This window comes from Arthrobacter sp. GmRoot5-12 (assembly GCF_059739365.1).
The window spans coordinates 4,295,573-4,310,002 of sequence record NZ_AP046056.1 but is presented as its reverse complement, the minus strand read 5'-3'; the positions used below and the strand labels follow the sequence as shown (position 1 = coordinate 4,310,002).

Genomic DNA, 14,430 nt, shown 5'->3' with positions numbered 1-14,430 from the left:
AGCACTAGCAGACCGAGTACTCGGTCTGTTTACCAAATCGTTACTTTTATGTTCAGAGTTGCATTAGGAACTGCAAACCGCTGGGTTAGATGCGGGCCCTGTCACCGTTGATGGCACCTCCAATGCGGACGGCTGCCGATACCGTTGACCCCGACGATGGCCGACTTCTTCTTCGCAGCAAAGGGCTGAGCACGCCGGAACCTAAAAAGCGCAGGAAATCCTCCCAGCATCCCTTCGATGCCGACCAGCCCAAAGAAGACTGTCGGCCCGGGCTTCACTCACCGGGCCTCGGCCGACGGAACCGTCATCAATATCCTGAACCATTTCCATGACGCTTTCGGTGCCCCGCCGGCGGCAGGCTGAGCCAGCTCGGCCGCCTCTTCCAGTGCGAGTGGCCTTTTGCCCTTGGCCAAGGATGCCATCCGCTGTCGTTGCCGGAGGAGTAAGCGTTCAATTACTCGAGGACCTATAGCGAACAACAGCATGAGGCTGGTCTAGGGGCTACCGACCGGTAACGGCCAGGGCCTCTTTGACGCACTGCAACCGCATGCCTTTGCCTGTCTACGTTCTCCTTGAAGCTGCTGACTCGAAAGTCCGACTGGTCAGGCGAGGGATGCCACACTTTCTTCGAGCGCATGTACCGGGAAATCCATGAAGGACCTGCCGGGCTGAGTGAGCGCGCGCCGCTGCCCGAATTCTTCAACGGAATCGGGGCTGAAGGGCTGGCGAGAACCCACTGACCTTCATTGACCGAACGCAAGGGGCCCCGCCGGGAGGGCGGCCAAGCCCAATCCATCGAACACCTTCTGCCGCCGCGCTCCTCGATGTCGACCGCCTGGCCGCAAGGGCACATGAGCCGCCGGACCTTCGTCCGCGCCTTCCGGGCAACCGGGACCACGCCGTCGGCCTGGACCCGAAGCCGATGGCTCGAGGCCGCCAGGCGCCTGCTGGAAAATCCGCGACCTGTCCATCCACCAGGTTTCCGCAGACTGCGGCTTCGGCAGCGCCGCGACTCTCCGGCAGAACACGGGACTGCGGCCGAAATCCATGAAACGTCCAAAGACTTGAGCACATCAGTAGTTCCGGTGTCCTTCGAGGCAACGGGCGAGATCCGTTTCTCTCCGACAGGTCAGTACTGGAGGGCGTCGTGTCACCAGCCACCTAAACCGCCGAGGCTCACGGGGCGGCCACGCCGGCTTAGCCTGCAGGGCCCATTTCACAGGCAGTGGGAGTGCGGACAATGTCCGCACTTCCAGCTTGAGAGTGGCCGGTACAGCCACTGCGTGGACGCGTTTCTTTCCTACAGCACCGCTACTTGCTGGCGCCGGCGGTGAGGCCTTCTCGCAGGGTTCGTTGGCCGAAGATGAACACGACCAGTGCCGGCAGCATGGACAGGATCACGCCGGCGAGGACCACCGAGATGCTGCCGGTGCCGAGGTTGCCCTGGAGCGTGACCAGGCCGAGGGGAAGGGTGAAATTCTCTTCGCTGATGGTGAGGATCAGCGGCCGGAAGAACTCGTTCCAATGGAAGTTGAAGGCGAGGATCCCGACGATCGCCATGCCGGGGACCGCCAGGGGGACGTAGACCGAACGGAAGATCCGCCACGGCCCGGCACCGTCCAAGGCGGCTGCTTCGGCGAAGTCGTTCGGCAGGCCAAGGAAGTACTGGCGCATCAGGAAGGTGCCGAATGCTGTGGGAATGGCCGGCAGGATCAGGGCCAGCAGGGTGTCGGACAGGCCCATTCCACGGATCAGCATGAACACCGGGACGATGGTGACCTGCACCGGGACCATCATGGTGGCCAGCACCAGCGAGAAGATGGCGTTCTTACCGCGGAAGTCCAGGCGGGCGAAGGCGTAGCCGGCCAGGGTGGCCGACGCCATCTGGCCAAGTGCGATCAGGCCGGTCACCAGGGCGCTGTTCAGGACCAGGAGGCCGACGTTGATCTGCTTGAACACTTCCTGGTAAGCCGTGACGTCAGGGTTGATGGGCAGGATGGAGGGCGGCAGGTTGAACGATTCCGACGGCGTTCGCAGCGACGTGGACAAGGTCCACAGGACAGGGCCGAGGGTCAGCGCCGCTGCCACGGCCAAGGCGGCGTATCTGCCGACAGTGCTGGCTGAGGGCAAGCGGCGGGGCGTACGGGTCGCGGGCGGTTCGGCGGTGCAACCGGAAGGCAAGCCGGTCCCGGTGTGCAGGGTCTGGCTGGACATGGCGGACCTCACTGGTAGAAGACGAAGCGGCGGCTAAGGCGGAATTGCAGGGCGGTGACGGCAAGGATCAGCACGGTGAGTACCAGGCCGATGGCGGAGGCTTTGCCGAACTCCAGTTGCTGGAAGGCGGATTCGAAGATGACCATGACGGCGGTCCGGGTGGAGTCGCCGGGGCCGCCGTTGGTCAGGACATAGGGCTGGTCGAAGACCTGCAGGGCGCTGATGATGGCCATGACGGACGCCACGAGCACCGTGGGGCTGATCAGCGGAAGGGTCACGTTGCTGAACTGTTTCCAGCCCGTGGCACCATCCAGGTTCGCTGCTTCATGCAGTTCTTTCGGGATATTGGTGAGGGCGCCGAGGAAGAGCAGGAAAGAGAACCCGAAGTTCTGCCACACGTAGACCAGGACGACGACGGCGGCGGACGCGGCGGGGCTTGTCAGCCACGGCACAGCGGGGATCCCGACGAGTGACAGGAGCCAATTCACCACGCCGAATTGTTCGTTAAACATGTACCGCATGAAGATGGACACCGACGCGGCGGACAGGACCAGGGGAAAGAAGAAGGTGGAACGGAGGAATACCCTCAGCCAGGACGGCATCCTGGCCTGAAGCATGGAGGCCAGGCCAAGGGCGATGCCCAGTTGAAGGACTACCGCCACAATGACGAATCCGATGGTGTTCAGGAAGGACACGCGGACGGTGGGGTCCTGTGCCAGTGAGGCGAAATTGGCGAACCCGACGAACTGCGGTGCTGAAATGATGTCCCAGCGGAAGAAAGCCAGGACCAGCGAAGCAATGATCGGCAGGAAGGTGAAAAGGGCCATCCCGATCACCGTCGGAGCAAGGAAAATCCTTGCCAGCCACCGCTCGACAAAGGACCGGCGCACGGCCGGTGGCTTCACTGTTGGCCGCGGGACGGCGGACGTGGTGGTCATGAATTCCTCCTCAGGGCCAGTTCGAGGTCGCGTTGAAGGTTGCCCATCGCTGCCCGTACATCGGCGGAGCTGCCGCTGACCGCGGTGGAGACGTTCTTCATCAGGGCAGTTTCGACGGCCGCCTGCTGCGGCGGGGCGGGGATCGGACCGGAGGTGGGGAACCTGTCCAAGGTCTCGTAGAAGACTTTCCAGTGCCGCGGCCCGGTGGCGGCGTAGAAGGACTCGTTGACCATCGAACGGCGTGTGGGGGTGGTGTTCGGTTTGGGAATGGCCAGCTGCATCGCTTCGCGGCTGGAGCAGAACTTCACCCATTCCCAGGCCGCGTCCTTGTCTTTCGCGGTGCGCATGATCGCGTAGCCGGCAGCGCCGAACTGGTGGCGCTGGGTCCGCCAGCGCGGGAAAAACTGCACGTCGAATTGATCGGCGGTCATCCCGGCCTCGTGCAGGCCCTGCGCCCAATAGCCACCGGCCGGCGTCGTGCCGATGCGGTTGTTGCCGAACAGGCCCACCAGGGCGTTGCCGCCCCCGGATTCCGGCCGCACGCCGAGTCCTTCGGCTACCAGTTCACGCAGATAGTCGAAGGTCTCGACCACCCGCCCGTCCTCGGCGTTGGGGGCCAGCCACTGGTACCCGCCGCCACGGGTGCCGCGGGCAGGGTCGCTGGGGTAGAAGCGGTCCCAAAGCCAGTCCCCGCCGGGCGCCTTCGTTTCGGACAGGAAGCTGGTGTCATTGGCGTAAAGCCACGGGACCACCCCGCCGAAAAGCCGGTTGGTCCAGTAGTACGGGGTGAAATCGGAGGGGCGGGCTTTCCGCAGGGCCCTTAGGGTGGAGCTGAAGTCGTCCTTGGTCCAGTCGTCCCTCGGCCGGTCAATGCCGGCCTGCGCGAAGGTGGCGGTATTCAGGTACATGTTCGCCGCGTTCCAGTCCAGGGGAAGCTGGTACAGGCTTCCCTGGTACATGAAGGCTTCCAGCAGGCTCGGATGAACGTCGTTAAAGTAGTCGCTCATCGCCGCGGCGTCCCGGCGGACATAACCATCCAGGGGCTCGGCCAGCTTGTCGGCGAACAACTGGGCGCCTTCGGTGGCGACATAGACCACATCCGGGGGCGTGCCCGCGGCCACCATGGTCAGGATCTTGGAAAAGAAGTCCTTCCAGTCCGCACCCTGAATCGCCTGCAGCCGCACCGGGATGTCGGGATGGGCGGCGGTGAAAGCCTGGATCAGGCCCTGGCGTCCCGCCGCATCCGCTGCCGTCCCCAGGATGGCGATGTTCAGGGCCTTGCTGCCGCGGCCCGGAATGTCAGCGCCGGTAATTCGGGGCCAGGCCCCCACAGTGGCCCCCGCCACGGCGAGCCCGCCCAGGCCCAGCATGGAACGCCGGGTGAGTTGCGCAAACCTGCTGCTGGACCGCAGCGAATGCGCAGGGGCTTGGTGCCCCGGTGTCTTTTCAGACGTCATTGTTGGCTCCTCCTAACAGGGTAGACGGCGTCCTTTACTTTTGTTGCCCGCAGGGTCGTTTTGTTTATGCCTGGTCGCATGCGAAAGCCCGTGGTACGGAGGCGTGTGCTTCGACAGCAGCTGTGAGTTCGTCAAGGGTGGGTGGGTTAGCCCCGGCGCGCTGCACGGTGATGGCCGCTGCTGCGGCTGCGGTGCGTCCCAGCTGCTCCATGACGGCGGGGGCAAAGCCCTCGGTGCCGCGGGTGAGCAGGCCCAGGATCAGTGCGGCCATGTAGGAGTCGCCGGCGCCGATGGTGTCCGCCACCGTCGCTTTGACGGCGGGAATGGTGATGCTCGCGGACGGCGAGGTGAATTGGGAGCCGGCAGCACCTTTGGTTATCACCGCCAGCCCGGCGCCGAGGCGGAGGATGTGCTCAGCGGTTTCTTCCAGTGTTTTCGCGGGGTAGAGCCACTGGGCGTCCTCGTCGCTGAGTTTAACGACGTCGGTCAGTGCGCCGATTGCTTCGAAGGTTGCCTTCGCTTCGGCGTGGCTGCCAAGCAGCGATGGCCTGATGTTCGGATCGTAGGTGATGGTGCAATGCTTGTGGGCTTGTTCGAGCAGGGTTTTGACCGCACCGGCGCCGGGGTTGAGGAAGGTGGCGATGGAACCGGTGTGCAGGATTTGGGGGAAACAGGCAGGCGTTGCTCTTGGCAGCTGCCAGCGGATGTCGAAGTCGTATGCGGCGGATCCGTCGGGTCCGAGGGTTGCGGTCGCTGTTGCGGTGCGGGTGAGGGATTTTGATCCTGGCAGAAGTGTCACCCCTGCCCGGTGGAGGTGGTTCTCTATAGTTCTTCCCCGCTCATCGGGTGCAATGGCCGTGAGCAAGCCCGTGGTGACCCCCAGGAGACCGAGGCCATAGGCGACATTGGCAGGCGATCCGCCAGGATGCTCAACCTGGCTGTTCGGGGTGGTGACCACATCGATCAACGCTTCACCGACAACGACGGCGTCAAAAGGCTTTTGGGGGTCTGGGCAGGCTGCTTTGAGGTAATCCATGTTTGTCTCTCGGACAGTGTTGATGGGGGAGCGGCTAGGTCGTCGCGTTGATCTCGTTGATCGTCAGGTCACTGAAGGTGGCCGTTCCATCGTTGGCGTAGAGCCGGATGTTGTTGTCACCTTCCAGGGGAAAAACGCGGTGTGAGTGCACCACCCGTCCGTCTCCGACGAACATTTCGACGCTGGTCCGGTCCACCAGGAGGCGGAGTGTGAGGCGCCCTGCCGATGGATCGATAGGTGTCTGGCTTTCCCCGCCAGTGGGGTTGATGGTGGGTCGCCTGTTGACGTAGGCGAAGGGGCCGCGGAGGAATGCACCGGCCGCGACGTGCCGGCCCCCACCGGATGCACGGCAGAGCTCAAGGCCGATGTTGGACGGAGGGGCCGCCGGGTCCCATACGAGCTCACAGGTCAGGTCATAGGCCAGTGAACTGATATCGAGGTCTTGGGTTCCCGTGACCTTGACGTCCCCGAGGTGGTGGGTGCGTTTGATGTGGTTGGCCAGGCCGGTGGTGGGGGTTGAGGCGAGGTGGTAGCTTCCGCCTGCCTTCTTGAGCCGGATGTCGCGCACGATCATGTCATCACCGTTGTACGCGTCGGTCGCCAGGGTGGGAGTGTTGTGGGGGTAGTCCCAGAAGTTCGCCCAGCCAAGCGCCCTGCGCAGGGTGGCATCCTCCGCGCCGGAGGAGTCGTGATGGGGGTAGGTCACTGCACCGTAGAAGTCATAGCCGTAGTCCAGCCATTCCGGCTCGGCATGGTCGGGAGTAAACGTGATTCCGTTGAAGGCTCCTGTCCAGTAGGCGTATGTTGCCGGCAGTCCACGGCCCTTGCCGTTGGCGCTGGTGCCCAGGATCCAGTGCGAAGTACCGTCGTCGGCGGTCATGCGGAAAAGGTCCGGGCACTCCAGCAACCCCAGGTCCGTCCGGACGAATTCGCCGACCCGCCGCCAGGAACGCAGGTTGGCAGATGTGTAGAAGCCGAGCTTCTGCCCTTCGGCGTTGACCATGAACCACTGCCCGCGGTCGGCGTCCCAGATGACTTTCGGGTCGCGGAAGTCCTGCACGCCTGGGTTTGGAAGTACCGGCGCCGCCCCACCAGGTTGGAACGAGCGCCCACGGTCAGTTGAGTACCAGAGGTATTGGGCCTGGCGGCCCTGGGGCGCCTGCGTCACGAGGGCTATGACGGCGTTTTCACCGTAGCCGGCAGTGTTCCGTTCGTCGATGACAAGACAGCCTGACCAGCAGTCGCCGTTATCGTTGCTGAACTTGGGGATGGCAACGCCACGGTCGCGGAACGAGACGTGGTCGGTGGTGGTGGCACGGCGCCACGATGTGCCGCCGCCGCCCTGGAGGTAATCGGCGTTGTAGAGGTAGTAGTAGTGGTATTCGCCGTCAATGTAGATGGGCCGCTGGGGGTCGTTCTTCCAGTTGTCGGGGACGCTGAAGTGATAAGTCGGGCGCATACGGGTTGGTCCTTTGTAGGGCGGCTTGGCCGGTGCGTTGTCGGGGGCGTTCGGGGGTGCCGCTGCCGCTGACTGGGCGAATGGTGTTGAGAGTGCGAGCGATCCGGTGAGGGCAACGGCCCCGCTTCCGGTCAGGAGGGCACGCCGGGATACGGCGGGTGAATCTTCCATCAGTTACCTTTCGGCGGGCAGCGTCGGTGCTGCCAGTGCGTGAATGTTGATGTTTTGGACGTGGGAACGGGAACGTCAGTCTCCAGGCTCCGGTTCTGTCGCCAATGCATGGCCGCCGGCACCGGCGCGCGGGCGGTAGAGGTGGCAGCGGACCCAGTGGCGGTTGAGGGGGTCGCCCACCTGGTGCCGGACGGGTTCCTCGGATGAGCAGCGCTGCTCCGGGTCGTTCTCAAAGGCGCAGCTGGCGGAAGCCATGACGGCTTGCCGGAGCTGGGCGCGGTGGATGGGGTCGTAGGATCCCGCCCGCGCCGGGTCGGGGACGGCTGAGACGAGCAATTGGGTGTAGGGGTGGGCCGGGTTGGCGAGCAGGTCCAGTGATTCACCTTCTTCCACGATTTCGCCGGCGAACATGACTGCCGTCCGGTCCGCCAGGTACCGGGCGGAGGCGAGGTCGTGGGTGATGTAGAGCATGGAAATGCCCTGCTCATCGCGCAGTTTCCGCATCAGGTTCAGCACGCCGATGCGGACCGAAACGTCCAGCATGGAAGTCGGCTCGTCGGCGAGGATGACGTTTGGCTCCACGGCCAGGGCTCGCGCGATCGCGACCCGTTGACGTTGCCCGCCGGAGAGCTCATGGGGGTAGGAGTCGAGCATGTCGGCTTGAAGCCCGACGGTGGTCATGAGCTCCTCTAGACGGCGCCTGGTCTGCTCTTCGGAACCGCGCTGGCGGGTGCCGCCTTTGCCGTGGACGGTGAGGGACCGGCGGAGGAAGTGCTCGATTCGGTGGGCGGGGTTCAGTGAGCCAAAGGGGTCCTGGAAGACCATTTGCAGCTGGGACCGGAACTCCCGTGAGGCCTGGAAACGGTCACGTTTGAGGACGTCGACGCCGTCGACCAGGATGGCCCCTTCGCTGGGTTTTTCGAGCCGGGCGACACAGCGGGCCAGGGTGCTCTTGCCTGAGCCCGATTCGCCGACCAGTGCCACGATTTCTCCACGGCCGATGGTCAGGTCGACGCGGTGGAGCGCCCGGACCGCCTGGCTGGAGAACAGGCCGCCGATGTGGAAGGACTTACCCAGTCCGCGCACCTCCAGGGCCGGCGTCAGGGTCGAAACATCCGGCCGTGTCGGGGAGTGGACGGCGTGGCTCATTGTGCTGCTCCTTCAAGGACGGCGGCTTCGGCGTCGGCATCAAACGGTGCCACGAAGTGGCCGGGCGCAATTTCGGCGAGGTCCGGGATGTTCCGGAACTTCACGCCTTCGGGCAGGCCCTTAAGCGGGATCCGCGGGCCGGTGAGCGGCGGGAACGCGCCCATGAGGGCTTGGGTGTAGGGGTGCCCGGGGGCGGTGTAGATGTCGTGCGCTTTGGCGGTCTCTACGATCCGGCCGCCGTACATGACGGCCATCCGGTGGGAGAGTTCCACCATCAAGGACATGTCGTGCGTGATGAAGAGGACGGAGAAGCCAAGTTCGCGCTGGAGATCCTTGATCTGGGCCATGATCTCCTGTTGCACCACCACGTCCAGTGCGGTGGTGGGCTCGTCAAGGATCAGCAGTGACGGCTTCAGGGCCACAGCCATGGCGATGACGGCGCGTTGCCGCATGCCGCCGGAGAGTTGATGCGGGTACGACTTGAGGCGGGCGGGGTCCATTCTGACCAGTTCCAGCAGCTGTGCGGCGCGTCGAAGGGATTCTTTGCGCGAGTAGCCGGCGTGGGTGGTGAAGATGTCTGCCATCTGTTCCCCGACGGTGAGCACGGGGTTCAGCGAGTTCATGGCGGACTGGAACACCATGGCGACGTCCTGCCAGCGGAAACGGCGCAGCTCGTCCTGGTTCATGGCGAGCACGTCCTTGCCGCCGAAGGAGATGCTGCCGGCGGCGATCTTCGCCGGGTCCTTGAGCAGCCGCATGATGGAGTTGGCGATGGTTGATTTTCCGCAACCGGATTCGCCGGCCAGCCCGAACACCTCGCCGGCGCCGATGCTGAAGGAGACGTCGTTCACAGCCGTGGTCGAGCGGGAGTCGCCGATGTACTTGACGGTGAGGTTCTTGACGTCGAGGACCGGTTCATGGGAGCCGAAGGAGGTTTGGGAGACGGTCACTGTGCGGCGCCCCTTTCGGTGGTGGCGGGTTTGCGGATCTTCCGCAGACGGGGGTTGGTTACTTCGTCAACGGCGTAGTTGATGAGGGCCAGGGCGAACGCGACCAGTGCGATGCAGAGGCCGGAGGGGATGAAGACCCACCAGCTTCCAGTGAGCAGGGCGCCTTCGTTTCCGGCCCAGAAGAGGTTGTTGCCCCAGGAGACGGTGCTGACGTCGCCCAGTCCAAGGAATTCGAGGCCCGCCTGGGCCCCGATACCGTAGATGACGCAGGCGAGCAGCGTTCCCATCACGATCGATGCCATGTTCGGCAGGATTTCGCGGAACATGATGCGGCCGGCGCGCTCTCCGGAGACGACGGCGGCAGCGACGAAGTCCTTGGATCGGATGGACAGGGCCTGTGCCCGGAGTACGCGCGCTGATCCGGCCCATCCCGTGACGGTGAGGACCAGGATGACCGTGCCCAGGCCTGGGGGCAGGAAGGCGGCCAGGATCACAAGCAGCGGCAGGCCGGGAAGGAGGAGGAAGACGTTAGTCAGCAGCGACAGTGCTTCGTCGATGAATTTGCCGAAATAGGCTGATGCCAGGCCGACGAGGATTCCGATGAAAGTGGATGCGAACCCGACGGTAAGCCCTACGAGCAGGGAGCTTCGGGCGCCGTGGATGGTCAAGGCGAGCACGTCCTGGCCCTTGGCGGTGGTTCCGAGCCAGTGTTCGCTGTCTGGTTCCAGTGAGGCCATCCCGGTGATCCGGGAGGGGTCGTCCGGGAACAGTACCGGCGCGGCCAGGGCCAGGACGATGAAGACGAGCATAATGGCCATGCCGGTCATGGCCTTCTTGTTGGTGATGAGTCCGTGGATGAAACCGCGGTTGGTTTTGCGGGCAGCTTTTGCTTCAGTTGGCTGCTGGAGGATAACGCTGGTCATGGTCGGTCCCTTGGTTACTGGGTACGCACTGCTCAGTTGCTGCGCACGCGGGGGTCGAGGCGGACGTAGAGGATGTCCACCAGGAAGTTCGCCAGCAGCACGGCGGCGGTGATGGTCAGGAACAGGCCCTGCATAAGCGGGTAGTCGAGGCCTTGGACGGCGTTGAGGAGCTGGTAGCCGACGCCGGGGTAGGCGAAGACGACCTCGGTCAGGAGGGCGCCGCCGACGACGAAGCCCAGGCCCATGCCGAAGCTGGTCACCGAGGGCAGCATCGCGTTCCGGGCTGCGTAGCGGAGCATGATCCGTCCGGGGCGCAGGCCTTTGGCTTCGGCCATTGTGATGTAGTCCTCGGAGTTCGTGGCAATCATGGTGTTCCGCATGCCCAACATCCAGCCACCGATGGAGACCAGCACGATGGTCAGCGCCGGTAGCACGAGGTGGGCGGCGACGTCACCGATGAACTCGGCAGTGAACGCCGGCTCCAGGCCGTCGGTGAACGCGTGGCGGATGGGGAACCAGCCGAGCACGACGCCGAACAGGTACAGGGCGCCCATTGCCAGCCAGAAGTAGGGGAACGATCCGATAAAGACCAGCACGGGGGGCAGAGCCGAGTCGAGGGCGCTGCCGCGGCGCCAGGCTGCCAGGATGCCCAGCAGGTTGCCCACGACGGCGGCAATCACCAGCGCGGTCCCGCCAAGCAGGAGGGTCCAGCCGATTTGGGATGAGATGACTTCGGTGACGGGGGTGGGGAAGCGTGTAATCGATACCCCCATCTGTCCGGTCAGGATGTTCTGGAGGTAGCCGGCGTACTGCTCCCAGATGGGCCGGTCGTCCACGCCAAGCAGCTTGCGCAGGGCTTCGAGCTGTTCGGGCTGCATTCTGTCCTGGGAGCGGGCAAACATGCGTGATACGGGGTCCCCGGGCATGAAGCGGGGGAGCAGGAAATTCAGGGTAATGGATGCCCAGAAGGCGATCAGGTAGAAACCCAGTCGGCGCAGGATGAAGCGCACGGTTTCCCTCCAATTCGGGAGTGGTCAAGATTGTGGGTACGCCCGACGGCCGGCTGATGGCATAAGCCAGGCCGTCGGGCATAGGTGGCGTGAGATCAGGTGGACCTCAAGCTCGGCGGTGGATGGGCCCACGCCGCCCTGGGTTCCCTGGCCGAAGCGCAGCGAGGTTAGGGCGGTGGGGACTACTTGCGCGGTTCCAGGCTGGTCACCACGAGAACCGTGGAGGGTGCGCGGACAGAGAGGGTGGCGTACGGGTTGTCCTGGGTGGGCCAGCCGGTGAAGCGGGTGTCGTTGTACGCACCCCATTCCGGGCCGGAGAACAGCGGCACCAGTGGTGCGACGTCGTTGTATTCTTCCTGCAGCTTGTTGGCAATATCTTTTTGCTTGGACTGGTCCGTGGCTGCGGCGAAGTCGCTCAGCAGGGCATCGGCTTTGGGGTCGCCGAAACGGTGGTAGTTGTCGGAGGCCTTGGTGCCCACCGGCTTCACCGATGCGGAGCCCATGGTGGTGTTGAAGTACTTGTACGGGCTGGGATCGTTGGCACTCCAGACGATGCCGGAGTCGAAATCACCCTTTTCGTACCCTGCCACCACGGCAGCCCAGTCCGGGGAGTCTACCTTCGCGGTTACGCCGACCTCTGCCAGGTTCTGGGAGATCACGTTGGCCACGGAGAGCCAGTCGGACGAGGTAGCACCCACGGAAATCTTGAACTCGAACGGTTTGCCGTCCTTGAGCGTGCGCTTGCCGTCGGGGCCCTTGGGGTAGCCCGCCTTGTCCAGCAGGTCGTTTGCCTGCTGGACGTCGTGCTTGGTCCACGTGCAGTTGTCCTTAACCTGGGTGTTCTTCCAGGTCTCGTAGTTGCCGGAGAGGCCGGTGCAGTCGGCCGGCTGGGCGTAGCCGCTCATGCCGATCTTGGTGACCTGGTCCCGGTCCACGGCCATGCTCAGCGCCTTGCGGACATCAACATCGTTGAAGGGCGCCTTGGTGGTGTTGAGCTGCCAGTTGATCATGGCACCGGTCGGAGGGAACCAGTAGTGCCGGTGGTCCTTGTCCTTCGAGACGAAGGTCTTTTCGATATTCGGGATGTACTGGGGCGCCCAGTCCACGTCGCCGTTGGCGGCGGCGAGGTTGGCGCCGTCGTTCCCCGCGAACGCGAGCATTTTGATGCCGGCAATCTTCTGCTTATCCGGCTGCCAGTAGTTGGGGTTCTTCTTCAGCACGAAGGACTGCGCCTGGAAGTTGTCCACCTCGGTGTACGGTCCGGTGCCGACCGGTTTGGCGTTGGCATCCTTTTCCGGATCGGCCAGTGCGGACCAGATGTGCTTGGGCAGAATGCTGAGCTGGCCGACGTCGTACAGGGCGGGGGACCAGGGCTTGTTGAAGTTGAAGGTGACCTTGTTGCCTTGGGCCGTGACGCCGTCGAGGTACTCGTAGCCGCCCTTAAGCTTCTTCTGAAGCTCGAAGGTGTACGCGACGTCGTCGGCAACGAAGGGCTGGCCGTCGGACCACTTCACCCCGTCACGCAGGGTGAAGGTGATGGACTTTCCGTCGTCCGCGGCCTTCCAGTCGGTGGCCAGCCACGGCACCGTATTCCCCTTGGCCGCGTTGAAGACCAGGAGGGACTCGTAAATGGACTGCTGGACCATGGGGTTGACGGTCGGCGCGAACGGGTTGAAGTTCTGCACGAACGTTCCCATGTCTTCACGGGGAATGGTGAGGAATGCGCTGGCGTTGGCCGCGGGGTCGGTGCCGCCGGACTTGTTGCCGGTGGCGGCGCAGCCGGTCAGCAGCATCGCGCCTACCGCCAGTCCGGCCGCGGCAATGCGGGCGGACTTGAGGAACTTGGTTTGTGTCATGATGGGGTTATCTCTTCCTGTCTTCATCAGCAAGGTGAAGGGTGGGTTGGGGTTTTGCTCTTCGACGTTGATTTCGCGGTCAGACCGAAGAGCGTTCTAACAGCGGACAGTCGACCAACTGCTGATTGGCAGTGATCGGCTGTCCGGCTGTAAGGGTGGCGAGCGTCTGGACTCCCAGAGCGCCCATCTTTTCGAACGGCAACGCAACAGTAGTCAGCTTGGGCCTGAGGTAGGCCGCGATGAGTTCCTGGTTGTCGAAGCCGATCACGGCGATGTCACCGGGGATGGCCAGGCCACGTTCCTTGATGGCGTCGTAAGCCCCCATGGCCATACGGTCATTGAGGCAAAACAGTGCGGTGGGCCTTTCCTTGGCCGGGTATCGGTCAAGGATCTGACACGCAGCGTCGTAGCCGCCGTCTGCCGTCGCATATCCGGCCGTCACCAGCTCCGGATCAAGCTCCAGGCCGGCGTCGGCCAAGGCCTCCCGGACGCCCTGCAAACGCCCAACAGCTGCCGGGATGCGCGGGTCCAGGTTGATCACACCGATTTTGGTGTGGCCGGCCCTGAGGAGGCGTTCGACGGCGACCCGTCCGCCCGCGCGTTCGTCAGGGACGATTGAGGGCAGCTTCCCGTCCAGGTCGAAGCAGTTGACGAGCACCGTGGGTACTTCGTGTGCGCTGCGGGGCACGTGGACGCCGCGGTGGTGTGTTGCGGCGTACAGCAGGCCTTCCACCCGCTGCTCCAGCAGCTTCTCCACAGCGGCATCCTCCCTCCCCTGGTTGGGGCCGGCCGCATCACCCTGTTCCGACGGGGCGATCAGGAGGAACCGGCCGTCACTCCAGGCCTGGTCCTGGGCACCCTTGATGATGTCCACGGCGAAGGGGGCGGTGACGATCTCGGTGACGATCCCGTACCAATCGCTGCGCTGGGATGCCAGCGCCCTGGCCCCGGCATTTGGACGGTAGCCCAAAGCCTGAACCGCGTCAGCGATGCGGACCCGGGTCTCCTCCGAGATGCTGGCGTCTTCACGGTTGTTCAGCACGAATGAAACAGCTGTCCGGGATACTCCGGCATGCTTGGCTACGTCATTCATGGTGACGCCACGCTGCCGGGCAGTGCCGGGTTTGTTGGGTGAGGTGGTCTTCGCCATTGAATGCTCCAGAGGTCTTCATTGAGCTGGGGTTGCCCGTGCTAATACGGAAGTAATTGGGTGACTCGATGTATAGTAACTCGCGTTACTTTCGGGCTGTGATCTAAGTTACCCGCG

12 protein-coding genes are annotated in these 14,430 nt (G+C 63.9%); 1 reads left to right on the top strand and 11 read right to left on the bottom strand.

Annotation, left to right across the window (positions count from 1 at the left end; all coding sequences use genetic code 11):
- Window positions 1-237: 237 nt before the first annotated feature.
- Complete coding sequence (locus AC6JAM_RS19965) at window positions 238-363, top strand: hypothetical protein (RefSeq protein WP_497935656.1); 126 nt, start codon at window positions 238-240, stop codon at window positions 361-363.
- Between the two features lie 948 nt (window positions 364-1,311).
- On the opposite strand, the gene AC6JAM_RS19960 is transcribed toward AC6JAM_RS19965, so the two are convergent.
- The 11 genes from AC6JAM_RS19960 to AC6JAM_RS19910 all read right to left on the bottom strand — a co-directional run bounded on the left by AC6JAM_RS19960 (window position 1,312) and on the right by AC6JAM_RS19910 (window position 14,313).
- A complete protein-coding gene (locus AC6JAM_RS19960; RefSeq protein ID WP_497935654.1) occupies window positions 1,312-2,214 on the bottom strand; it encodes a carbohydrate ABC transporter permease in 903 nt (300 codons plus the stop codon).
- 8 nt (window positions 2,215-2,222) lie between these two features.
- Window positions 2,223-3,152, bottom strand: coding sequence for a carbohydrate ABC transporter permease (locus AC6JAM_RS19955; RefSeq protein ID WP_497935652.1), 930 nt, complete (start codon window positions 3,150-3,152; stop codon window positions 2,223-2,225).
- Window positions 3,149-4,609 carry an extracellular solute-binding protein gene (locus tag AC6JAM_RS19950; protein ID WP_497935650.1) on the bottom strand — a complete coding sequence of 487 codons (1,461 nt, stop codon included), beginning with the start codon at window positions 4,607-4,609 and terminating at the stop codon, window positions 3,149-3,151. The genes AC6JAM_RS19955 and AC6JAM_RS19950 overlap by 4 nt, the downstream gene beginning before the upstream one ends.
- Before the next feature lie 64 nt (window positions 4,610-4,673).
- Window positions 4,674-5,645 carry a PfkB family carbohydrate kinase gene (locus tag AC6JAM_RS19945; RefSeq protein WP_497935648.1) on the bottom strand — a complete coding sequence of 324 codons (972 nt, stop codon included), beginning with the start codon at window positions 5,643-5,645 and terminating at the stop codon, window positions 4,674-4,676.
- 34 nt (window positions 5,646-5,679) lie between these two features.
- The gene (locus AC6JAM_RS19940) at window positions 5,680-7,275 is read right to left on the bottom strand and encodes a glycoside hydrolase family 32 protein (RefSeq protein WP_497935647.1); all 1,596 of its coding nucleotides are present in this window, start codon (window positions 7,273-7,275) and stop codon (window positions 5,680-5,682) included.
- A gap of 75 nt (window positions 7,276-7,350) precedes the next feature.
- Entirely contained in the window at window positions 7,351-8,424 is a 1,074-nt protein-coding gene (locus AC6JAM_RS19935) for an ABC transporter ATP-binding protein (protein ID WP_497935645.1), read from the bottom strand.
- On the bottom strand, window positions 8,421-9,374 hold the full coding sequence (locus tag AC6JAM_RS19930; protein WP_056390055.1) for an ABC transporter ATP-binding protein: 954 nt from the start codon (window positions 9,372-9,374) through the stop codon (window positions 8,421-8,423). Before AC6JAM_RS19930 ends, AC6JAM_RS19935 begins: the two co-directional genes overlap by 4 nt.
- Window positions 9,371-10,297: an ABC transporter permease gene (locus AC6JAM_RS19925; RefSeq protein ID WP_018763807.1), complete on the bottom strand. Its 927-nt coding sequence runs from the start codon at window positions 10,295-10,297 to the stop codon at window positions 9,371-9,373. The genes AC6JAM_RS19930 and AC6JAM_RS19925 overlap by 4 nt, the downstream gene beginning before the upstream one ends.
- Window positions 10,298-10,329: 32 nt before the next feature.
- Window positions 10,330-11,307: an ABC transporter permease gene (locus AC6JAM_RS19920; RefSeq protein WP_056390057.1), complete on the bottom strand. Its 978-nt coding sequence runs from the start codon at window positions 11,305-11,307 to the stop codon at window positions 10,330-10,332.
- 182 nt (window positions 11,308-11,489) lie between these two features.
- Window positions 11,490-13,163 (bottom strand): ABC transporter substrate-binding protein, encoded by a 1,674-nt coding sequence (locus tag AC6JAM_RS19915; protein ID WP_497935643.1) that lies wholly within the window; start codon window positions 13,161-13,163, stop codon window positions 11,490-11,492.
- 79 nt (window positions 13,164-13,242) lie between these two features.
- Window positions 13,243-14,313 carry a LacI family DNA-binding transcriptional regulator gene (locus AC6JAM_RS19910; RefSeq protein ID WP_497935641.1) on the bottom strand — a complete coding sequence of 357 codons (1,071 nt, stop codon included), beginning with the start codon at window positions 14,311-14,313 and terminating at the stop codon, window positions 13,243-13,245.
- Window positions 14,314-14,430 lie beyond the last annotated feature (117 nt).